The organism is Pseudomonas sp. H1_F01 (assembly GCF_054681425.1).
Genome location: NZ_CP162823.1, coordinates 4,895,072 through 4,917,221 on the forward strand (window position 1 = coordinate 4,895,072; position 22,150 = coordinate 4,917,221).

The following is a 22,150-nucleotide window of genomic DNA, read 5'->3' on the forward strand; positions in this document are numbered from 1 at the left end:
AAGCTCGCTCCCACAGGGATTGGCGGTGAATGTGAATTTTGTAGCGCTGCGCCACAAGGAGTTTGAAGTAGATAAATAACTATATGGCTTACAAAAAATCTCGATTAAAACGCTTCTTTTGTTTGCACAAACAACACTATCAAAGAAATATCCCTTCACACACAGCCAACTCTTCCCCCTCCTGTTGCCACCCGCCTACTAAAAAACCGATTACATCGTAATACGTTGCCTCTTTTTTTGTAGGAAACTTCTGAAATTGAAGTTGCATGCCCGTCTCTTCGTACGACCCCGGTTGTAAGTGGGCTAAGGTGCGCGCTTTATTCAAGTTCGCAGGGTAATTTATTCATGAACTCCGTTTTCATTGTCGACGATCATCCGGTCATCCGCCTCGCTGTTCGCATGCTTCTGGAGCATGAAGGCTATAAGGTCGTAGGTGAAACTGACAACGGCGTCGATGCGATGCAAATGGTGCGCGAATGCATGCCAGACCTGGTTATCCTGGACATCAGCATCCCCAAACTCGACGGGCTGGAAATCCTCTCGCGCTTCAACGCCATGACCACTCCTCTCAAGACGCTGGTGCTCACGGCCCAGTCGCCGACACTTTTCGGCATTCGATGCATGCAGTCGGGTGCCTCTGGTTACGTTTGTAAACAGGAAGACCTCAGCGAACTTGTCAGCGCAATCAAAGCAGTATTGTCCGGCTATAACTATTTTCCCAGCCAGGCGCTGAATCCGGTACGCCCGGATGATCCACGCAGTATCGAGCTGGACCTTTTCAAAAGTGTCAATGATCGAGAACTGATGGTGCTGCAACTTTTTGCCCAGGGTCGTACCAACAAGGAAATAGCCAAGGGAATGTTTCTAAGCAATAAGACCGTCAGTACTTATAAGAAGCGGCTGATGCAGAAGCTCAAGGTCAAGTCCTTGGTCGATCTGATTGAAATGGCGAAGCGCAACGCGCTGGTGTGAGAAAAACAGGATGCTCAGACGCATAACCGAATGTCTCCTGCTGATCAGTGCGGCGTTATATACAGGAATGCTCGCGGCGGCGGCGAATGCGCCCGAGCAATATACCCTGCTGGGCCACTCGTCCATGGCCCATACCGAGGTCAAGCTGGATGATGTTCACCGCGCCTGGCTACAGGATCGGCAAGCGCTGGTCCTGGGAACTTCAGCCCCGGACTACCCGCCCTTCGATCTCTCCACCAGCGGACGCGACTACGAAGGCCTGACGGCCGATTACGCCGACATCATCGCCAAGGCCACTGGCCTGCCCATGAGCGTCCTGCGCTTCGACTCCCGCGAGGCGGCCATGGCCGCACTCAAGGATGGGCAAATCGATATGCTTGGCACCGCCAACGGTTTCGAGGCGCGCAACCCCGACATTGTACTGTCGACACCGTATGCAGTGGACCAACCCGTTCTCGTCACCCGAACGAATGAAAGCCGATCCCTGACTGACGATCTCGAGGGGTTGCGGCTGAGCATGGTCTATCACTACCTGCCGCTACGGGAAATTGAAAAACTCTACCCCAAGGCACTCATTACCACCTACCCGTCCTACCAGAACGCCATCAATGCCGTCGCCTTCGGTCAGGCCGATGTATTTCTCGGCGATACCCTCTCCACCCACTACATGATCAACAAGGGCTATTTGAGCAATATCCGCATGGCCAGCTTCGGCAAACATGAATCCCACGGGTTCGGTTTTGCCGTACGACGTAACGACACCCGTTTGTTGGAGGTCATCAACGCTACGCTGAACCAGGTCTCCATTGCCGAGCAAGCCGCCATCTCCAAGCGCTGGAGTGCAGGCAGCGACCTGTACCTCACGGACCACAGGATACAACTGACCGACCGCGAGCAACGCTGGCTGGCGAGGCATCCGGTGGTACGGGTGGTGGTGAACGAAACCTCCGCGCCCTTCACCTTCTTCGATGCGGATGGGGACTTTCGCGGCATCAGTGCCGACCTGCTGGAACTGATTCGGCTGCGCACCGGCCTGCGCCTGGACATCCAGCGCCGCCAGAACGACAGCGAAATGATCGCTGCGGTCCTCAACGATCAAGCCGACATGATTGCCGCACTTTTGCCCAGCAGCGAACGACAACTCCAGTTGAAGTTCAGCCGCCCCTACGTCGACAGTTCGTTCGTCCTGCTGACCCGCAAACAGTCCGACACGCCCACGACACTCGATCAGTTCGGCCACGCCAGCCTGGCAATCGCCAAAGGCAATCCGGTCATTGAATGGCTACGCAGCCAGTACCCGAACATTCAAATCATCGAAACGGACGGCCCCTTGCGCGCCGTGGAAATGCTCGCCCATGGCCAGGTCGACGGCAGCGTGAACTCGCAAGTGATGGCCAACTACTTCATCTCCTCCTATGCATGGCGCGACAGGTTGCAAATCAGCAGCACGGTGGGCACCCAACAGGCCATGTTCGCGCTGGCCACGGTAAAAAACGCCACAGAGTTGAACGCCATCCTCGACAAGGCCCTGACCAGCATCGACCCCGACGAACTTGGCGTCATCAACAACCGCTGGCGCGGTTACGTCTCGCCCTCGGAACACACCTGGCGCACCTACAACCGCCTGTTCCTCCAGGTCGGCGCGGGCATTGGCCTGTTGCTGCTGTTTTCCCTGGCGTGGAATGCCTACATGCAGCGCCAGATCAGGCAGCGTCAACGGGCGGAACTGGCCCTCAATGATCAGCTCGAATTCATGCATTCGCTGCTCAACGGCACCCCTCACCCCATCTACGTGAGAGATCGCAACGGCATCCTGCAAAGCTGCAACGACAGCTACCTGCAAACGTTCGACGTCAAACGCGAAGACGTCATCGGCAAGAACCTGATGCCAGGTTCCATGAGCAACGCCTTCGAAGCGCAGGAGTACCAGGCGGACTACCAACGCGTCATGGCCGAAGGCACCGCCCTGATCGTGGATCGGCCCCTGCACATCGGGGACAGGCAACTGACGATCTACCACTGGATCCTCCCCTACCGAAACTCCGCCGCCGAAGTGCAAGGCATCATCGGCGGCTGGATCGACATCAGTGAGCGGCGCCAGCTGTTCGAGGAACTGCGCGCGTCCAAGCAACGGGCCGACGACGCGAACCGCGCCAAAAGCACGTTCCTGGCAACCATGAGCCATGAAATCCGCACCCCCATGAACGCGGTGATCGGCATGCTTGAACTGGCCCTGAAACACGCCGACAAAGGCCACGTGGATCGCTCGACCATCGAAGTCGCGTACGAATCGGCCTCCGGCATGCTCGAACTGATAGGCGACATCCTGGACATCGCCCGTATCGAATCCGGCCATTTGAGCCTGGCCCCCGAACGCGTCAATCTCAGGGCCCTGCTGCAATCGGTCATACGAGTATTCGAGGGCGTGGCCCGGCAGAAAAACCTGGCGCTGTCCCTGCAGTTCGACGCTGCCGAGGGCAGCCCTGACGTGTTGATGGACCCGTTGCGGTTCAAACAGGTGCTGTCGAACCTGATCAGCAATGCCCTCAAATTTACCGAGCAGGGCCAGGTAGTGATCAAGGTCCGGCTGTCGCCAACCGACCGGGACGACGCTCTGCAGATGCACCTGGAGGTCAACGACAGCGGCATCGGTATTGGCCCGGCGGACCTGCAACGTTTGTTCGAACCTTTTGCCCAGGTCGATAACACCAGCCGGATGGCCCGCAACGGCGCGGGGTTGGGGCTGGTGATCAGTCGCAACTTGTGCCAGATGATGGGTGGCAGCCTGCACATGAACAGCCAACCCGGCACCGGCACCCAGGTCCAGGTACGCCTGCAACTGACCGTCCTGTCGACAGCCCCGGTTCGCCCCCCACCTGAGCCGGTCATCGAAACGGCCCTGGCCCCCCTGAACGTCCTGATCGTGGACGATCATCCCGCCAACCGCCTGCTGATGTCGCAGCAATTGGAATACCTGGGCCATCACTATCAGGTCGCCCATGATGGTGCCCACGGACTCGAGGTCTGGCAAAAGAAACATTTCGATCTGGTCATAGCCGATTGCAACATGCCCATCATGAGCGGCTATGAACTGGCCCGGTCGGTTCGTCGCGCTGAATCCGAGCAGCAACGGCCACCCTGCACCCTCCTGGGGTTCACTGCCAATGCCCAACCGGAGGAAAAACAGCGCTGCCAGGACGCTGGGATGGACGACTGCCTGTTCAAGCCGATCAGCCTGAGCGCGTTGAGCCAATGGATCAACGCGGTCAAACCCACCGGCCGCCCAGCGGTTTTCAGCGTACAAAGCCTGCAGGCGTTGACTGGCGGCGACCCTTCGTCCAACCGGCGCCTGTTGGCCGAATTGCTCAGCAGCAGCCGCTCGGACCGCCAGGAGTTGCTCGACGTCGCCCGCGGCGCAAACCGGCAAGCGCTGAGCGAAATGGCGCACAAGATAAAAGGCGTCGCCCGCATCGTCCAGGCGACCTCGCTGATCCAGCGGTGCGAGGCGTTGGAGCGCGCTTGTCATCAGCCGCAAGCACCTGGGCGAATCAGCGACTGCATCGACGCCCTCGACCGCGCCATGAGCGAACTGGAGCAGGCCCTCGAAACGGAGATCGCCAAGGCAAAATAATCCAGCGTTTACTATGCTATTCGCTCAGCAGTGCGTACCTGGGGGGTTCTCGAGCGGTTTCCCCTGCACGCGGGAATACCCATCGAGAACGCCCCCTGACACTTGGAGTGACTGCAATGCCCAGCGCACCGCGTCCGGAAAAACGCCGGTTCCCCCTGCACGTTCATATCAGCGTGATGTTTACCCTGCTTCTGTTGCTGACCGGGGTGGTGCTGGGGATTTTCAATTACCGGCAAACCACGCAAATCATCCTGTCCAGCAGTGAAAAGCTGTTCAACCGTATTGAACAGGATGTGCGCCTGGATCTGTACGACACCTACGAACCCATCCGTCACCTGTTGAGCCTGCTGGCCGACTATCCAGCGACGCGCACGCCCCAGATGGCGCAGCGCCTGGACCTGCTCGTGCCCTTCAGTCAGGCACTGCGGGACAACCCGAACCTGGCGTCGTTGTACCTGGGCGATCATCAGGGCAACTTCCTGATGGTCCGGCCATTGCGCACCGCGGCCCTGAAAGCCGCCCTGCAGGCACCGACCGACGCGGCCTACCAGGTCTGGACGGTGGAGCGGACAACCGAGCAAGGCCCGGTTCATTCCCAGTCGCTGTTCTACGACGAGACGCTGACGCTCATCGGACGCCGGGACATTGCCGACGAAACCTACGACCCCCGCAGCCGCAGCTGGTTTCGCAGCGCCGCCGGCAGCACCGAGCAGATCACCACCGAGCCCTACGTTTTTTTCTCCACCCATAACGTCGGCACCACCCTTGCCCGGCGCAGTGGCGAGCAGGCGGTCATCGGCGCCGACCTGACCCTGGCGGCCCTGTCCCAGACCCTGGCCAAGCATAAGGTGACCACCGGCACCGAAGTCGTCCTGCTCGATCCCACGGGCAACGCAGTGGGTTATCCCGACAGCAGCCGGCTGCTCGCCGACGCCCAGTCGGCACGCCTGACCAAGGCCCGCGACCTCAGTCCGGCTATCGCCGCCGCGCTCGACGACAACACCGACACCACGCGCCTGGAAGCGGCCGGACGCCAGTGGATCGTTTCTCGCAGCCACATGCAGGAAGGTGGGCCCCAGGGCCTGGAACTGGCGCTGCTGGTCCCTGAAGATGAGCTGCTGGACAATGCCTATCGCATGCGCTGGCAAGGCGCGCTCATCACCCTCGCCACCCTGCTGCTGTGCCTGCCTCTGGGCTGGCTGACGTCCCGGATCCTGGTCAAGCCCTTGGGCGACCTGGTGCAGGAGGCCGATGCCATTCGCAGCTTTGACTTCAACTACCCAGTGTCCCGTCGCTCCCCGGTGCTGGAAGTCGATCAGTTGGGCGTATCAATGGCGCGCATGAAAGAGACCCTGGCGAGTTTCTTTGAAATCACCGCCAGCCTGCGCGCCGAAACCCGCTTCGCCCCGTTGCTGGAACGGGTGTTATTTGAAACCGTGAAAATCGGCCAGGCCCAGGCCGGCCTGATCTATTTGCGCGAGAACGACGAAAACCGGGTCAAGCCGTATGGGCTGATAATCAATGGAACACCCAGGGACCTCGACGCCTTCAAGCTGCGCAGTCATGAACTACAGGCTGGCGACAGTCCGCAATGGCTCCAGCAACTGGCCACCTCGGACAACCTCGTGGCCTCCCTGGGCTTCGAACAGGCGGCCGATCTGCAGAGCGTCCTGCAGGCACTGGACTCGCCGCGGGTCCATCTGATCGGTATTCGCCTGCGCAATCGACACCAGGAAACCGTCGGCGTATTGGTACTGTTGATCACAGACAGCGGCACCGAAGCCGACCTGGAAAAACTGCAGCCCGACCGCATCGCCTTCCTGCAGGCCGTGTCCGGTGCCGCCGCCGTGAGCATCGAGGGCCAGCGCCTGCAAGACAGGCAAAAGCAGTTGCTGGACGCCTTCATCCAATTGCTGGCCGGCGCGATTGATGCCAAGAGCCCCTACACCGGCGGCCATTGCCAGCGGGTGCCGGTCCTGACCCTGATGCTCGCCCAGGCGGCCGCTGCCAGCCAGGCACCGGCATTCGACGCCTACCGGCCAACGGAGGATGAATGGGAAGCCCTGCACATCGCCGCCTGGCTGCACGATTGCGGCAAGGTCACCACCCCCGAATACGTGGTCGACAAGGCCACCAAGCTGGAAACCCTGAACGACCGGATCCACGAGATACGCACTCGCTTCGAAGTGCTCAAGCGCGACGCCTGGGTCGATTACTGGCAGGCCGTGGCAAGCGGCGGCGAGCCGTCATCCCTGGCACAGCAGCGCGACGCGACATTGACGGCCCTGGATGACGACTTTACCTTCGTCGCCCGCTGCAACCTGGGCTGCGAAGCCATGGCCGAGGCCGATCTGCAACGCTTGCAACAGATTGCCCAACGCCCATGGACCCGGACCCTCGACGATCGCCTTGGGGTTTCCTGGGAAGAGCACCGACGCCAGAATCGCACACCCAAGCCGTCGCTACCGGTCACTGAGCCGCTGTTGGCAGACAAGCCCGAGCACCTGCTCGAACACCACGAAGCCGAACTGATCCCGGCGGACAACCCGTGGGGTTTCCAGCTCGACGTACCGGCCTGGAAATACAACCGCGGCGAGCTCTACAACCTGAGCATCACGCGAGGCACGCTGACCCGCGAGGAACGCTACGTCATCAACCATCACATGGTGCAGACGATCATGATGCTCAGTCAGCTGCCCTTCCCCAGTCACCTGGACAATGTCGCGGAGATCGCTGGCGGTCATCACGAGAAAATGGATGGCAGCGGTTATCCCAAGCGCCTCAAACGTGAAGAGATGAGCCTGCCGGCACGCATGATGGCCATTGCCGACATTTTCGAAGCGCTGACGGCAGCCGACCGCCCCTACAAGAAAGCGAAGAAACTGAGCGAGGCCCTGGGCATCATGGCTACCATGTGCCGTGACGCCCATATCGATCCCGAGCTGTTCGGGTTGTTCATCAAAGAAAAAATCTACGAGAACTACGCCAACCAGTTCCTCGCCCCGCACCAGATCGATGAAGTCGATCCCCACAGCCTGCTGGTCAAGGCAGGGTTGAAGGTATGATCAGCAATCCGTCAGGCGCAGGAATATCGCGGCCAACTGCTCGATGCCGGCTTGATCATGTTCGGTAAAACGCGCCGGTTTCGGACTGTCCAGGTCGAGCACGCCGATCAGGCGCCCGTCCTTGACCAGCGGCACTACCAGCTCGCTGTTCGACGCGCTGTCGCAGGCGATGTGCCCGGCGAAGGCATGGACGTCTTCGACGCGCTGGGTCTGCCGGGTCGCGGCCGCCGTACCGCACACGCCGCGGCCAAAGGGGATCCGCACGCAGGCGATCTGGCCCTGGAACGGTCCCAGGACCAACTCTTCGTTGCGATTGAGGTAGAAACCAGCCCAGTTCAGATCATCCAGCTGACTGGACAGGAAAGCCGAGAACTGCGCGGCGTTGGCAATGAAGTCACGCTCATCGGCCAGCAAGGATTCCAGCTGTGCCGATAACAACGCGTAGCCGTCAAGGCCGACTCCGGTGTCCTTCAAATCGATCATGCCTTGTGCTCCAACAATTTCAGGCCTACCCAATAACGGGCAAACTGATAGGCGCAACGTCCGTTGCGGTTGCCGCGACCGGTTGCCCAGCGCACCGCCAGCACATCCAGCGCTTCGTCGCGCTGCCAGGCCAGCCCGGCCTTGGCCGCCAGTTCGCCGATCCAGTGCTCCACCACGTTGAGGAAATGCTCCTGGGTAAACGGATAAAACGACAGCCACAGGCCAAAGCGGTCGGACAAGGCGATCTTGTCCTCTACCGCTTCACTGGGGTGAAGTTCGCCGTCGACCCGTTTCCAATTCTCGTTGTCGCTTTCCTTTTCCGGCACCAGGTGACGACGGTTGGAGGTGGCATACAGCAGCACGTTGTCCGGCGCCTGCTCCAGGGATCCATCCAACACGCTCTTGAGCACGCGGTAATCGCCTTCACCGGATTCGAACGACAAGTCATCGCAGAACAACACGAAGCGCTGGGGCAGTTTCGCAACCTGCTCGACCACCCGAGGCAAATCGGCCAGGTGATCGCGTTCGATCTCGATCAAGCGCAAGCCATGCGGGGCATGTTCAGCCAACAAGGCGCGTACCAGGGACGATTTGCCGGTGCCACGCGAGCCCCAGAGCAAGGCATGGTTGGCGGGCATGCCATCGATGAACTGCCGGGTGTTACGGCCCAGTTGTTCGACCTGGCGGTCCACGCCGATCAGGTCCGACAGGCGCATGTCGAGGCTGACCTGCAGCGGCAGCAGGTAGCCGCTACGGCCGTCACGCTGCCAGCGGGCAGCCAGGGTCTGGGTCCAATCGATGGTGGGCCGGGGCGCCGGCAGCAAAGGTTCGATCCGGGCCAGCACGGCATCGGCACGCTCAAGAAAAGCATTCAATCGCGAGTCCACGTCTTCTCCTCGGACAGGTTCACAGTAATGATGGCGCTCGAGCTACGAAACGCCGTATCCAATGGCGGGTCTACTTCACACAATACACACCGGCTGCACCGGATTTCAGAGATGATCAGCTATGCTTGACCGGCGAAGGGAAACGTAAGTGGTTCATCACTCAATGGACATCAGATTCACCCAACGGCTTTCCTATAAGCAGGCCCGCCTGACCGTCCTGGTGGGCTTCGTGTTGGGCACCTTGCTCAGCCTGATGCAGATCGGCATCGATTATGCCAGCGAAGACGCGTCGATCAACCGTGAAATCCTCTCGCTGCTGGAAATCAGCCATAACCCGGCCTCGCGCATCGCCTACAACATCGACGCCGAGCTCGCCCAAGAGCTGTCCATGGGCCTGCTGCGCTCACCGGCCATCATCGGGGCCGAGCTGATCGACAACAACAATACGGTGCTCGCCAGCGTCAAGCGGCCCGAGCTGCAAAGTAGCTACCGGTTCATCAGCGACTTTCTGTTCGGCGCCCAGCGTCAGTTCGAGGACCGGCTCTACCTGGATCACTTGCCCAGCGAATCCCTGGGCATGCTGCGACTGGACGTCGACACTTTTGCGTTCGGCAGTCGTTTCCTGCGCCGTGCCGAGGTCACCTTGCTCAACGGTTTCGCCCGCAGCCTGATCCTGACGGGCCTGCTGCTGGCACTGTTCTACGTGATGCTGACCAAGCCCTTGGTGCGGGTCATCCGCGAACTGAGCAGCCGCGACCCGAGCAGCAACGAGCAGAGCCGCCTGGAATGCCCCACCGGCCACCAGTCCGATGAAATTGGCGTGCTGGTATCCGTCGCCAACCAGCAGTTCGAAAATATCTCCACCGAAATCCAGCAGCGGCGCACGGCCGAAAATCGCCTCACCGAATACCTCGCGCAACTGGAAAACATCGTCTCGGCACGCACCGCCGAACTCAAGGCCAGCAACGCCCGCCTCAGCCAGTCCAACGAGGAACTGGAAGTGGCCCGGCGCACGGCCCTGGACATGGCCGAGGCCCGCTCTGCGTTCCTCGCCAACATGAGCCACGAGATACGCACACCGCTGAACGGCCTGCTGGGAATGATCGCCCTGTCCCTGGACGGCCCCCTGACGGCCGAACAACAGCAACAGCTATCGATTGCCCATGACTCGGGCAAGGTATTGGTCGAACTGCTCAACGACATCCTCGACCTGTCGAAATTCGACGCCGGTCAACTGGAGCTCGAACACATCCCGTTCGACCTCGGCTCCCTGGTGGAGGATACCGCCAACCTGCTTTCCCAGAACGCGGCCCCCAGTGTCGAACTGGCCTGCCTGATCGACCCGCAGTTCCCGGCGCAAGTACTCGGCGACCCGACCCGGGTGCGCCAGATCGTCAGCAACCTGCTGTCCAACGCACTGAAATTCACGCGCTTCGGCCGGGTCGACGTGAAGTTGAGTCATTACGAGGGCGGCGTGCGCATCGAGATCTGCGACACGGGTATCGGCATTCCCCAGGAAGCCCAGGCAAGAATCCTGCAACCGTTCACCCAGGCCGGCGCCGGGATTACCCGCCAGTTCGGTGGCACCGGGCTGGGCCTGGCACTGACCTACAACCTCTGCGAAGCCATGCAGGGCCGGTTGACGATCAGTTCCGAAGCCGGCTTTGGCAGTCAGTTCTGTGCCGACCTGCCCCTGCCCTGCCATCTCCCGGCAACGCCGGTCGAACCGTTGCGCGGCAACGTCGTCGCCATCACCGGCAGCAGCAGCGGCCTGGCCGAATTGCTGGGCATGCTGTTGCCGGGATGGGGCCTGGATTATGTGCAGCGCTCCATCGATGACGGGTTGTTGGGGCTCACACCCGACGTACTGATTACCGACTGCCCGGAATGCCTGTTCAACCTGCGGCCAACCTTTGACGCACCGATCCTGCTGGTGACCGCCTATGGCAGCTTCATGCCCAGCGAAGAAGCCGCCGCCCTCGCCCCGCTGATACAACAGGCCCGGCCGCTGGCGCGCCATGCGCTATACCAGATTCTGCGGCGCGCCATGCAAAGCGAGGCGACCGTCATCGATGACGCACAGATCGAAGCCCTGGCGCCGTCCAGGCGTGGACGGGTGCTGCTGGTGGAGGACAACCCGGTCAACCAACTGGTGGCCAAGGGGATGTTGGTAAAGCTGGGCTGCGAAGTCACCGTCGCGGCCCATGGCGGCGAAGCCCTGGATCAACTGGAACAACGGGTGTTCGACCTGGTGTTGATGGACTGCAACATGCCGGTGATGGATGGTTACGAAGCCAGCCGGCAGATCCGCCAAAGCGGGCGCTGGTCGGATCTGCCGATTGTCGCCCTGACGGCCAACGCGATGCCCGAGGAACGCGAGCGTTGCCGCGCGGCCGGCATGAACGATTACCTGTCCAAGCCATTCCGCCGCGAAGAACTGGCGGCAGTGCTGGACCAGTGGGTGCCGACTACGTCAGCGCTTTGATCTGGCCCAACAGGTGATCGAGACCGTCTCGCAACGTTCCGAGGCGGTTCAGGTCGATACCGCTGTCGCACAACAGGCGGGCCTTGAGCGGAGCGACCTGTTCACGCAAGGCTCGCCCTGCAGTCGTCAGGCTCAAGTGCACCTCCCGCTCGTCCCGGGCCGAACGCTGGCGCTGGACCAGGTCCAGCTGTTCCAGGCGCTTGAGCAGCGGCGTCAGCGTGCCGGAATCCAGCAGCAAACGCTCACCCAGGGCCTTGACCGTCGGCTGTGGTGGGGCCGTGTCCTGCCATTCCCACAGCACCAGCATCGCCAGGTACTGCGGATAAGTCAGACCGAGCTGATCGAGCATCGGTTTGTAGCCACGGATCACTGCGCGCGAAGCAGCGTACAGCTTGAAGCACAACTGGCTGTCGAGCTTCAGCGAATCGACTGACAGGTCATTCATTTGAGCAGCGCTTCGATCTCACCGGTCAGGTCCTGGGGCTTGGTGGTCGGGGCAAAACGCTTGACCACTTGGCCGTCCTTGCCGATCAGGAACTTGGTGAAATTCCACTTGATGCCTTTGGACCCCAGCACGCCGGGCGCCCGCTGCTTAAGCTGGACGAACAGGGGATGGGCGTTGACACCATTGACCTCGATTTTCTTGAACAGCGGAAAACTCACGCCAAAGTTCAGCTCGCAGAACTCGGTAATCGCCCCCTCGTTGCCCGGCTCCTGCTTGCCGAACTGATTGCAGGGAAAGCCCAACACCACCAGGCCCTGGTCCTTGTAGGTCTGCCACAGCGCCTCAAGCCCCTTGTACTGCGGGGTGAACCCGCACTGGCTGGCCGTGTTGACCACCAGCACAGCCTTGCCGGCGAAATCGGCGAGGGTCTTTTGCTCACCCTTGATGGTGGTGCACGGGATGCTCAACAGGTTATCGCTCATGGCAAGGCTCCGAAAACATATAGGACAGGCGGCGAAGATAGCGAGCAATTAAATTGCATGCAATTTAATTATCAAAAATACCCACACCACAAACTGTGGGAGCAAGGCTTGCCCGCGATGAAGGCGATACGGTCGTTCAGAAATCGAGAGGCCCTGTTTCGCGAGCAAGCTTTGCTTCCACCGAATTACTCCCGGGGGACCAGATCCAGGCACACCGAGTTGATGCAGTACCGCAAACCCGTGGGCGGCGGGCCGTCGGGGAAGACGTGGCCCAGGTGAGCGTCGCATTTGGCGCAGACCACCTCGGTGCGAATCATGCCGTGGCTGACGTCCCGAACCTCCACCACCGCGCTGCCCTCGATCGGCGCGTAGAAACTCGGCCAGCCACAACCGGAATCGAATTTGGTCTGCGAATCGAACAACGGCTCGTTGCAGCAAATGCAGTGGTACACGCCGTCGGTCTTGGTGGCGTTGTATTTACCGGAGAATGGCCGCTCGGTGCCCTTCAGCCGACAGACGTTGTACTGCTCCGGGTCGAGCATGGAGCGCCATTCTTCAAGGGTTTTTTCCAACTTTTCCATCGTCCTACCTCGGCAATTGAAAAAGCCCGATCCGACGCTTTTCCGCAGATCGGGCGGCACGTATGATTGCGCCTCGTCAGACGCCAGTCTGGCAGTCACGTCATGCGCATTCAAACGGATTGTGGCGCCTATACCGCGTCAGGCCTGGGCACAGACGCAGGATTCCCAGTACGGTAGTTCATACGCCGCCTGGATCGTTCATTTTCGGGAACACATCGCCATGCAGGTCAGCAAATCGAACAAGCTCGCCAACGTCTGCTACGACATTCGCGGCCCGGTGCTCAAGCACGCCAAACGCCTGGAAGAGGAAGGCCATCGCATCCTCAAGCTGAACATCGGTAATCCGGCCCCCTTTGGTTTCGAAGCGCCCGATGAAATCCTCCAGGACGTCATCCGCAACCTGCCGACCGCCCAGGGCTACAGCGACTCCAAGGGCCTGTTCAGCGCCCGCAAGGCCGTGATGCAGTACTACCAGCAGAAGCAGGTCGAAGGCGTCGGCATCGAGGACATCTACCTGGGTAACGGTGTGTCCGAGCTGATCGTGATGTCCATGCAAGCCCTGCTCAACAACGGCGACGAAGTGCTGGTGCCGGCGCCGGACTATCCGCTGTGGACCGCTGCCGTGAGCCTGTCCGGTGGCAACCCGGTGCATTACCTGTGCGACGAACAGGCCAACTGGTTTCCCGACCTGGCGGACATCAAGGCCAAGATCACGCCCAATACCAAGGCACTGGTGATCATCAACCCGAACAACCCGACCGGCGCCGTGTATTCCAGGGAAGTGCTGCTGGGCATGCTGGAACTGGCCCGCCAGCACAACCTGGTGGTGTTTTCCGACGAGATCTACGACAAGATCCTCTACGACGACGCCGTGCACATCTGCACTGCATCCCTGGCACCGGACCTGCTGTGCCTGACCTTCAACGGCCTGTCCAAATCCTATCGGGTAGCGGGTTTCCGCTCAGGCTGGGTCGTCATTTCCGGTCCCAAGCATCACGCCCAGAGCTACATCGAAGGCATCGACATGCTGGCCAACATGCGCCTGTGTGCCAACGTGCCGAGCCAGCATGCGATCCAGACGGCGCTTGGCGGCTACCAGAGCATCAACGACCTGGTCCTGCCCCAGGGCCGACTGCTGGAACAGCGCAATCGAACCTGGGAGCTGCTCAACGACATTCCCGGCGTCAGTTGTGTCAAGCCGATGGGCGCGCTGTATGCCTTCCCGCGGATCGACCCGAAGGTCTGCCCGATCCACAACGATGAAAAATTCGTCCTCGACCTGCTGCTGTCCGAGAAGCTACTGGTGGTCCAGGGCACGGCGTTCAACTGGCCGTGGCCGGATCACTTCCGCGTCGTGACCCTGCCGCGGGTCGATGACCTCGACCAGGCCATTGGCCGGATCGGCAACTTCCTCAAGTCCTACCGCCAATAAGCCAGACAGCGTGCGGGGAGCCCTCGCCTCGCACGCTGTTTGATTCAGCAACACATCCGTTCTGCCGACTCCGCAACGCCTTCTACACTAGGGGTTGAACAGCCAACGGGCACTCTGGCTCAACGTTCACGGGGGGCAGGCGCCATATTTTTTTCCCCAGTCACTTTCAGAAAAGTCTTTCAAACATTTCGGACGGCTGTAGGACACAGTTTGAAATAGTCGGCGAGTTGAATAGCCTGCGGCGGCACCTTATATACCCCGCATAACGCTACATCTTTAGCACGAGGAGATTTTCACAACCATGATGCGCATCCTGCTGTTCTTGGCCACTAACCTGGCGGTCGTGCTGATTGCCAGCATCACCCTGAGCCTCTTCGGCTTCAACGGGTTCATGGCGGCCAACGGGGTTGATCTCAACCTCAATCAGCTGCTGATTTTCTGTGCGGTGTTCGGTTTCGCCGGTTCCCTGTTCTCGCTGTTCATCTCCAAGTGGATGGCGAAGATGAGCACCAGCACCCAGATCATCAGCCAGCCGCGCACTCGCCACGAACAATGGCTGCTGCAAACCGTCGAGCAGTTGTCCCGCGAAGCCGGTATCAAGATGCCGGAAGTCGGTATCTTCCCGGCCTATGAGGCCAACGCCTTTGCCACCGGCTGGAACAAGAACGACGCACTGGTCGCCGTCAGCCAGGGCTTGCTCGAGCGCTTCTCGCCCGATGAAGTCAAGGCCGTGCTGGCCCACGAGATCGGCCACGTCGCCAACGGCGACATGGTGACCCTGGCGCTGATCCAGGGCGTGGTGAACACCTTCGTGATGTTCTTTGCCCGCATCATCGGCAATTTCGTCGACAAGGTGATCTTCAAGAACGAAGAAGGCCAAGGCATCGCCTACTACGTGGCGACCATCTTCGCCGAGCTGGTACTGGGCATCCTCGCCAGCGCCATCGTCATGTGGTTCTCGCGCAAGCGTGAATTCCGCGCCGACGACGCCGGTGCACGCCTGGCCGGCACCAGCGCCATGATCGGCGCCCTGCAACGCCTGCGCGCCGAACAAGGCTTGCCAGTGCACATGCCCGACACCCTGAATGCCTTTGGCATCAACGGTGGCATCAAGCAGGGCCTGGCTCGCATGTTCATGAGCCATCCGCCGCTGGAAGAGCGTATTGACGCACTGCGTCGTCGGGGTTGATCGTTAGTCAAGAGAAAACCCGCAGAAATGCGTAATGCTGTTCAGCTTGGAAAAAACGGCGCTTCTTTCAGAAATGGGAAGCGTCTTTTTTTGGGGAGTTTTTTTTGGAAAAATCTACTCGCCCTTTTCCTGATGGGTCGTGTGTATATCCATTACTGCGGTAACGGATATGTACTCGATCAACAAAATCCAGGCCACCCCGTCAGGCCGCCTTCGCGAGCAAGCCCGCTCCCACAGGGGAACTTGGGTGACCACAGGTTTTGTGTTCACAGCAGATCAAATGTGGGAGCAAGCATGCTCCCGATGGCATCAGCACAAACAACGCTTCAACCTCTGGACAGCCGATAAACACGCTCATCCAGCCGCTTCACACCCGCCTGCAAAAACTTCCAGCTCTCTCCCAGTACATCCTGTTCCTGCAAGACCTCCAGCCGCCAGGCATCCCCCAGCAGCCGCTGCACCTCATCATCCCCGACAGAGAACGGTGGGCCAGGCATTTCATCCTGGTTGTAATCCAGGGTAATCAACAATCCGACGCCATTGGGCAAGATCTTCTGCAGATGGGCCGCATACCGCTCGCGCATCGGCAGGGGCAAAGCGATCAGCGCGGCGCGGTCGTACAGTCCCACGCAATCGACCACATCCTTCGGGCCCAGGGCAAAGAAATCACCGCAGCGAATCTCGATATCACCGGCACGGAACACCCTGAAAGCGCCCTCTTCACTCACAACCGGCTCAAGCTGATGCTCAAGGAAAAAATCCGTGGCGGCTTTTTCCGACAACTCCACGCCAAGCACTGAGTAGCCCTGATGGGCAAGCCACAGCAGATCCAGGCTTTTCCCACACAACGGCACCAGCACCCGACTGCCTTGGGCCAATCCCAATTGTGGCCAGAAACGTTGCAGGTAGGGGTTCACCTCCGGTAAGTGAAAACCAATCTGGTTCGATGACCAGCGCTTGTGCCAAAACTCGGGCTCCATGATTCACTCCAGAAAATTCGATCAAAATGGGTTAAAACTTATATTAGATTTAGATCATTGACCTGATGGAAGATGACCCCATCTTAACGCTCAGGAGTCCCTTCATGCTGCCCAGCCTGTTTATCTCCCATGGCTCACCGATGCTCGCCCTGGAACCCGGCGACAGCGGTCCGGCATTGGCTCGCCTGGCCGCTCAATTGCCCAAGCCCAAGGCCATCGTCATCGTGTCCGCTCACTGGGAAAGTAACGAACTGCTGGTCAGCGCCAATCCGCAGCCGCGCACCTGGCACGACTTCGGCGGCTTTCCACCGGCGCTGTATGAGGTGCAGTACCCCGCGCCTGGCGATCCTCAACTGGCGACGCAAGTCGCGGACATGCTCAACGCCGCGGACCTGCCGGCACGCCTCGACCCTCAACGGCCGTTTGACCATGGTGCCTGGGTGCCATTGTCCTTGATGTACCCCGAGGCCGACATCCCGGTGGTGCAGGTTTCCCTGCCCAGCCGCCAGGGACCGATGTTGCAGACACAGGTCGGCCAGGCCCTGGCGAACCTGCGCCAACAGGGCATCTTGCTGATCGGCTCTGGCAGCATCACCCATAACCTGCGCGACCTGGACTGGAACGCCGGTCCCGACAGCATCGAGCCCTGGGCCAAGGACTTTCGCGATTGGATGGTTGAGAAGCTGGCGGCCGACGACGAGACCGCGCTGCATGATTACCGTCGCCAGGCACCGAACGCCGTGCGCAGCCACCCCAGTGATGAGCACTTGCTGCCGCTGTATTTTGCCCGGGGTGCAGGGGGCAAGTTCAGTGTTGCCCATGCGGGGTTCACGATGGGGACGCTGGGGATGGACATCTATCGGTTCGATTGACCGGGTCGCTTCAATCGCGAGCAAGCTCGCTCCCACATTGGATTTTCGGCGCTCCCAAAACCTTGTGGGAGCGGGCTTGCTCGCGAATGGGACAACGCCAATCAACCTGAAGGAACACCAAACGACAGGCAAAAAAAATCCCCGAACCAGTCGGGGATTTTTCATGTTCGATCAATCAGCCCAAGAGCCGATCAATCTTCGCGATAGCGACGCAGCTTGAGCTGCTTGCCAGCCACACGAGTGTCTTTCAACTTGGTCAGCAACTTCTCCAGACCATCTTCCGGCAGCTCTACCAGGCTGAAGCTGTCACGCACCTGAATGCGGCCGATAGCTTCGCGGGCCAGGCCGCCTTCGTTGAGGATGGCACCCAGCAGGTTCTTGGCAGCGATGCCGTCACGGGCACCCAGCGCGGTACGGCAGCGAGCACGACCTTCGGCCAGCGGGATCGGCGCACGACGCTCGCGATCACCACGATCCGGACGATCACCGGTGCGCTCAGGACGATCGCCACGCGGTGCGTTGTTCGGCACCAGGGGACGTTCCTTCTCGATTGCAGCCAGGTTCAGCGCTTGGCCATTGGTGGCCTTGCGCAGCAGTGCGGCGGCCAGGGCGCGAGGGCTGCAACCGATGTCGGCGGTCAGGCGATCGAGCAGATCACCGTGGGTCGATTCGGCGTCAGCCACCAGTGGCGACAGGCTGTTGGTCAGTTTCTTGATGCGGGCATCGAGAACGGCCTGGGCGTCCGGCAGGCGAACTTCAGCTACCTTCTGGCCAGTTACACGCTCGATCACTTGCAGCATGCGGCGCTCACGCGGGGTGACCAGCAGCAGCGCACGGCCTTCGCGACCGGCACGGCCAGTACGGCCGATACGGTGAACGTAGGATTCCGGATCGTACGGCATGTCCACGTTGAATACGTGGGTGATGCGCGGAACGTCCAGGCCACGGGCAGCAACGTCGGTCGCCACAACGATGTCCAGGCGGCCATCCTTGAGGGAGTCGATCACGCGCTCACGCTGGTTCTGGGCAATGTCACCGTTCAGCGCAGCGGCTTTGTAGCCTTTGGCTTCCAGGGCGCTGGCCAGGTCCAGGGTCGCTTGCTTGGTGCGCACGAACATGATCAGGGCGTCGAAGTCTTCCACTTCCAGCAAGCTGAGAACGGCAGACGTCTTCTGGTCAGCGTGAACCAGCAGGTGAGCCTGTTCGATCGCGGTGACGGTCTGGGTCTTGGTCTGGATCTTCACGTGTTGCGGATCGCGCAGGTGGCGCTCGGCAATGGCGCGGATCGATTGCGGCAGGGTGGCCGAGAACAATACAGTCTGGCGGGTTGCTGGCAGGGCCTTGAAGATGACTTCCAGGTCATCCATGAAACCCAGCTTGAGCATTTCGTCGGCTTCGTCGAGAACCAGGTGGTTCACGGTGGCCAGGACTTTTTCGTCACGACGCAGGTGGTCGCACAGACGACCCGGAGTGGCGACAACGATCTGCGCGCCATTACGGATGGCTTTGAGTTGTGGGCCCATCGGGGCACCGCCGTAAACGGCCACAACAGTAACGCCAGGCATCTGCTTGGAATAGGTTTCGAAAGCGGTTGCTACTTGCAGCGCCAACTCACGAGTTGGCGCCAGGATCAGGGCTTGCGGTTCGCGCTTGGCAGGATCGATGCGATGCAGGATCGGCAGGGCGAACGCAGCGGTTTTACCCGTACCGGTTTGCGCCTGGCCAATCATGTCGTGGCCGGCCATGATGATCGGGATCGATTGCTGCTGAATCGCCGAAGGTTCTTCGTAGCCGGTCGCAGTGACGGCAGCGAGAATGTTCGGGTTGAGATTAAAAGCGGCGAAGCCGCCGGTTTCCTGGGTCATGGGTCTGCCTCTAAGTGCATCCGCAAAGACCCATGCTCCAAAGCTGCGCATGCCGTGTTGAGACTCAAGAGTCGCCCTGGCTGCTTTGTCGGCGGGGATTTGCGAAAACGAATGAATGAAAAAGAACGTCGTGGAAGCATCCGTTGTGCGGACATGCAACCGAAGCTGACTTCGGGGAATTGCGCTACCTTGACGCGGCCCGGCTAAAGGCCGGCGCGCACTATACCGGAATTCGCCCAAAAAGGGAGCTTTTTTTATTGCCAGACACCGTTATGGGGCTCGCTGTCACAGGCCCAGGGGTTAACGGTACAACCGTTTGTTTTGCAGAGGCCCAGCGTTGCGGGGATGAGGTGCTAAAACGGTTCATCTTTACCTGTGGGAGCAAAGCTTGCTCGCGATGCGGACACCGCGATTTGCGCAGGTACTGAGTTGCGTTCATCGCGAGCAAGCTTTGCTCCCACAGGGGGGGTTGTCACGCCTTGGACGGGTGTCACGTTGCCGGGCGAATGGCCTTGATCAACGACTGCAACGAATAGCCCAGTCGCGGCGCCAGCCCTTCGGCCCTGGCGACCAGTCCTTGCATGTCCAGCTCCTGATCCAGGTCCGCCGGCACGATGAGGATCACATTGCCCTCCTTCACCGGCAGCTCCCAATAATGCCGGTGGTACAAGCCGCGCAACAGCGCCGCCCCCAATGGCTTGCCGTCATCGGTGGCCCACTGGTTGATCACCAGCCAGCCGCCCGGGTTGAGGCGTTTCTGGCAGTTTTCCAGGAAGCCCCAGGCCAGGTGCCCGACGCCGGGACCGACATCGGTATAGAGGTCGACGAAAATCAAGTCCGCCGGCTCGGCGCTTTCAAGCAGCTCCAGTGCATCGCCGACGCGGATGTACAGCCGCGGATCGTCATCCAACCCCAGGTATTCGATGGCCAGGCGTGGCACGTCGGGGCGCAGTTCAATGGCCTCGACATCTTCCAACGGCAGGAACTTGAGGCAGGCCTGGGTCAACGTACCGGCGCCCAGCCCCAGAAACAGCGCACTTTCCGGCTGCTCGTGACACAACGCGCCGATGAGCATGGCGCGGGTATAGTCATATTCGAGCCAGCTCGGATCGGCTGTGAACACGCAACTCTGCTCGATCGCATCGCCAAACTCGAGAAACCGGTAATCGGCCACTTCGAATACGCGAATCATGCCGAACTCGTCGTGCACCTCGGCGAGCAAATGCTCGACGCGCTCCTCTGTCATTTCATCTCCTGATGGTGACCGTGCCGGCTTGAGCCTGCGTATACGGGACAAAGGCGCGATTGTCCGCGAAGCAACCGGAGCAGGTCACGCACTAATTTGCTGATAACATGGCCGTCCAAGCGTAAATCACCTAGAGATCATGATGAGCCAACCCTGGAGCCCTGACATCTGGCGCGCCCTGCCGATCCAGCAACAACCCCGCTACCCCGACGCCGCGCACCTGTTGCAGGTAGAGCAGACCCTGGCCAGCTATCCGCCTCTGGTGTTTGCCGGTGAGGCCCGGGAGTTGCGCCGTCAGTTCGCCGAGGTGACCCAGGGCCGGGCGTTCCTGCTGCAAGGCGGCGACTGCGCCGAAAGCTTTGCCGAGTTCTCGGCGGCCAAGATCCGCGACACCTTCAAGGTGCTCTTGCAGATGGCGATCGTCATGACCTTTGCCGCCGGCTGCCCGGTGGTCAAGGTCGGGCGCATGGCCGGGCAGTTCGCCAAGCCGCGCTCAGCCAATGATGAAACCATCGACGGTGTGACCTTGCCGGCCTACCGGGGCGATATCGTCAACGGCATCGGTTTCGACGAGAAAAGCCGCGTACCGGACCCGGAGCGGTTGCTGCAGTCCTACCACCAGTCCACCGCCACCTTGAACCTGCTGCGCGCCTTCGCCCAGGGCGGGTTCGCCGACCTGCACCAGGTGCACAAGTGGAACCTGGACTTCATCGCCAATTCGGCCCTGGCGGAAAAGTACAGTCACCTGGCCGACCGCATCGACGAAACCCTGGCATTCATGCGCGCCTGCGGCATGGACAGCTCGCCGCAACTGCGCGAAACCAGTTTCTTCACTGCCCACGAAGCGTTGCTGCTCAATTACGAAGAAGCCTTCGTGCGCCGTGACAGCCTGACCAACGATTATTACGACTGCTCGGCCCACATGCTGTGGATCGGCGACCGCACCCGTCAGTTGGACGGCGCCCATGTCGAATTCCTGCGCGGGGTGAACAACCCGATCGGGGTCAAGGTCGGCCCGAGTATGGATCCCGACGACCTGATCCGCCTGATCGACGTGCTCAACCCGCAGAACGACCCCGGCCGGCTGAACCTGATCGCCCGGATGGGCGCCAACAAGGTCGGCGAACACTTGCCGCCGCTGTTGCGCGCCGTGCAGCGTGAAGGCAAGCAAGTGCTGTGGAGCTCAGACCCGATGCATGGCAACACCATCAAGGCCAGCAGCGGCTACAAGACCCGGGACTTTGCGCAGATCCTCGGTGAAGTGAAGCAGTTCTTCCAGGTCCACGAAGCCGAAGGCACCTATGCCGGTGGGATTCACATCGAGATGACCGGGCAAAACGTCACCGAATGCATCGGCGGCGCACGCCCGATTACCGAGGACGGGCTGTCGGACCGCTACCACACCCACTGCGACCCGCGGATGAATGCCGATCAGTCGCTGGAGCTGGCGTTTTTGATTGCCGAGACGTTGAAGCAGGTTCGGCGGTGAGTCAGTAAGGCTTTCGGTGCCTGCTGGATTGCTGTCGCGAGCAAGC

16 protein-coding genes are annotated in these 22,150 nt (G+C 60.5%); 8 read left to right on the forward strand and 8 right to left on the reverse strand.

The features are described from left to right. Nucleotides 1–345 precede the first annotated feature (345 nt). The 3 genes from AB4O09_RS22030 (at nucleotide 346) to AB4O09_RS22040 (ending at nucleotide 7,668) form a co-directional block, all read left to right on the forward strand. Complete coding sequence (locus AB4O09_RS22030) at nucleotides 346–972, forward strand: response regulator transcription factor (protein ID WP_003199430.1); 627 nt, start codon at nucleotides 346–348, stop codon at nucleotides 970–972. A 10-nt stretch (nucleotides 973–982) separates the two neighbouring features. Next, entirely contained in the window at nucleotides 983–4,603 is a 3,621-nt protein-coding gene (locus AB4O09_RS22035) for a transporter substrate-binding domain-containing protein (protein ID WP_028237703.1), read from the forward strand. A 116-nt stretch (nucleotides 4,604–4,719) separates the two neighbouring features. Continuing rightward, entirely contained in the window at nucleotides 4,720–7,668 is a 2,949-nt protein-coding gene (locus AB4O09_RS22040) for an HD domain-containing phosphohydrolase (RefSeq protein WP_414880713.1), read from the forward strand. On the opposite strand, the gene AB4O09_RS22045 is transcribed toward AB4O09_RS22040, so the two are convergent. Beyond that, the gene (locus AB4O09_RS22045; protein ID WP_003199423.1) at nucleotides 7,669–8,151 is read right to left on the reverse strand and encodes a GAF domain-containing protein; all 483 of its coding nucleotides are present in this window, start codon (nucleotides 8,149–8,151) and stop codon (nucleotides 7,669–7,671) included. Continuing rightward, complete coding sequence (locus AB4O09_RS22050) at nucleotides 8,148–9,038, reverse strand: ATP-binding protein (protein WP_003199422.1); 891 nt, start codon at nucleotides 9,036–9,038, stop codon at nucleotides 8,148–8,150. Before AB4O09_RS22050 ends, AB4O09_RS22045 begins: the two co-directional genes overlap by 4 nt. 163 nt (nucleotides 9,039–9,201) lie before the next feature. Between AB4O09_RS22050 and AB4O09_RS22055 the strand changes: the two genes are divergently transcribed. Continuing rightward, entirely contained in the window at nucleotides 9,202–11,523 is a 2,322-nt protein-coding gene (locus tag AB4O09_RS22055; protein ID WP_003199420.1) for a hybrid sensor histidine kinase/response regulator, read from the forward strand. Here the strand turns inward: AB4O09_RS22055 and AB4O09_RS22060 are convergent. From AB4O09_RS22060 to msrB, 3 genes are all read right to left on the reverse strand, one after another. Then, nucleotides 11,507–11,968: a MarR family winged helix-turn-helix transcriptional regulator gene (locus AB4O09_RS22060; RefSeq protein WP_027912695.1), complete on the reverse strand. Its 462-nt coding sequence runs from the start codon at nucleotides 11,966–11,968 to the stop codon at nucleotides 11,507–11,509. The two genes, AB4O09_RS22055 and AB4O09_RS22060, sit on opposite strands and share 17 nt — an antisense overlap. Further along, the gene (locus AB4O09_RS22065) at nucleotides 11,965–12,450 is read right to left on the reverse strand and encodes a glutathione peroxidase (protein WP_027912696.1); all 486 of its coding nucleotides are present in this window, start codon (nucleotides 12,448–12,450) and stop codon (nucleotides 11,965–11,967) included. The genes AB4O09_RS22060 and AB4O09_RS22065 overlap by 4 nt, the downstream gene beginning before the upstream one ends. 185 nt (nucleotides 12,451–12,635) lie before the next feature. After that, complete coding sequence (gene msrB, locus AB4O09_RS22070; protein WP_003199414.1) at nucleotides 12,636–13,031, reverse strand: peptide-methionine (R)-S-oxide reductase MsrB; 396 nt, start codon at nucleotides 13,029–13,031, stop codon at nucleotides 12,636–12,638. Between the two features lie 220 nt (nucleotides 13,032–13,251). On the opposite strand from msrB, the gene AB4O09_RS22075 reads away from it, so the two are divergent. Continuing rightward, a complete protein-coding gene (locus AB4O09_RS22075; RefSeq protein ID WP_003199412.1) occupies nucleotides 13,252–14,463 on the forward strand; it encodes a pyridoxal phosphate-dependent aminotransferase in 1,212 nt (403 codons plus the stop codon). Nucleotides 14,464–14,764: 301 nt separating this feature from the next. After that, the gene (htpX, locus tag AB4O09_RS22080; RefSeq protein ID WP_003199411.1) at nucleotides 14,765–15,652 is read left to right on the forward strand and encodes a protease HtpX; all 888 of its coding nucleotides are present in this window, start codon (nucleotides 14,765–14,767) and stop codon (nucleotides 15,650–15,652) included. A gap of 326 nt (nucleotides 15,653–15,978) precedes the next feature. Here the strand turns inward: htpX and AB4O09_RS22085 are convergent, their stop codons facing one another. Then, nucleotides 15,979–16,632, reverse strand: a complete 654-nt coding sequence (locus AB4O09_RS22085; protein ID WP_003199409.1) for a thiopurine S-methyltransferase — start codon at nucleotides 16,630–16,632, stop codon at nucleotides 15,979–15,981. Nucleotides 16,633–16,736: 104 nt separating this feature from the next. Here AB4O09_RS22085 and AB4O09_RS22090 point away from each other — a divergent pair, with 104 nt between their 5' ends. Next, nucleotides 16,737–17,504: a DODA-type extradiol aromatic ring-opening family dioxygenase gene (locus AB4O09_RS22090; RefSeq protein WP_003199407.1), complete on the forward strand. Its 768-nt coding sequence runs from the start codon at nucleotides 16,737–16,739 to the stop codon at nucleotides 17,502–17,504. Nucleotides 17,505–17,695: 191 nt separating this feature from the next. On the opposite strand, the gene AB4O09_RS22095 is transcribed toward AB4O09_RS22090, so the two are convergent. Next, the gene (locus AB4O09_RS22095) at nucleotides 17,696–19,369 is read right to left on the reverse strand and encodes a DEAD/DEAH box helicase (RefSeq protein ID WP_003199404.1); all 1,674 of its coding nucleotides are present in this window, start codon (nucleotides 19,367–19,369) and stop codon (nucleotides 17,696–17,698) included. A gap of 490 nt (nucleotides 19,370–19,859) precedes the next feature. Next, nucleotides 19,860–20,615: a spermidine synthase gene (locus AB4O09_RS22100; RefSeq protein ID WP_003199402.1), complete on the reverse strand. Its 756-nt coding sequence runs from the start codon at nucleotides 20,613–20,615 to the stop codon at nucleotides 19,860–19,862. Between the two features lie 142 nt (nucleotides 20,616–20,757). On the opposite strand from AB4O09_RS22100, the gene AB4O09_RS22105 reads away from it, so the two are divergent. Continuing rightward, complete coding sequence (locus AB4O09_RS22105; protein ID WP_460107517.1) at nucleotides 20,758–22,104, forward strand: class II 3-deoxy-7-phosphoheptulonate synthase; 1,347 nt, start codon at nucleotides 20,758–20,760, stop codon at nucleotides 22,102–22,104. Nucleotides 22,105–22,150: the final 46 nt, after the last annotated feature.